The sequence below is a fragment of the Parasphingomonas frigoris genome (genome assembly GCF_036663815.1).
GTDB lineage: Bacteria > Pseudomonadota > Alphaproteobacteria > Sphingomonadales > Sphingomonadaceae > Sphingomonas.
In genome coordinates this window covers 452-1,181 of record NZ_JAXOJQ010000067.1, presented here as the reverse complement: position 1 = coordinate 1,181, position 730 = coordinate 452, and the positions used below count along the sequence as shown (strand labels likewise).

Sequence of the window (730 nt, the reverse complement as noted above, 5' to 3'; positions counted from 1 at the left end):
AAGAGAGCCCAGGATCAATTAGATGGCCAGGGCCTGAAATCGGTGAGCACACTGACGAAGTACTACGATCACTAGCGGGACTCAGCACCGATGAGATTGACGCTCTACGCATTGAAGGTGTCGTTTAGTGACTTGATTGACCGTTGCGAGGCATCAGCGATCGGTTTGTTCTGGAAGGCCTGTCATTAGAATAGGTTCTGACCACGGCTAGATTCGGTGCGGCGTATTTCGTAGATAACAACCTATTCCTGTAAATGGACAGCGATATGAGATCGAGTGTAGTCCCGCGTACGTTATTTAGCAAAGTCTGGGACTCACACGTGGCGGCCCACCTAGAAGGTGGAGTTGTGCTTCTCTATATCGATCGTCATCTAGTCAATGAGGTCACGAGTCCGCAAGCCTTCGAGGGACTCAGAGAAAAGAAGAGAAAGGTCCGTCGCCCCGACCGGACTATCGCAGTGGCTGACCACAACGTGCCCACTCAAGATCGGTCTGGGGGCCTCGCAGCGATTGCGGATCTGCCAAGTCGGACTCAGGTAGAGGCGCTTGAGAAGAACGCTTCGGACTTTACCATCCCGTATGTCCCGCTACGCAGCCGAATGCAGGGCATCGTCCATATTATTGGACCCGAACTGGGCCTGACATTGCCTGGCTCGACAATTGTTTGCGGCGACAGCCACACGTCGACCCACGGAGCTTTTGGTGCTTTGGCGTTTGGCATCGGAACGTC

The 730-nt window shown here is 53.8% G+C and carries 1 pseudogene; it reads left to right on the top strand.

Annotation, left to right across the window (positions count from 1 at the left end):
- Positions 1 to 266 precede the first annotated feature (266 nt).
- Positions 267 to 730: pseudogene (locus U1872_RS22505) on the top strand (aconitase family protein); the annotation flags it as partial.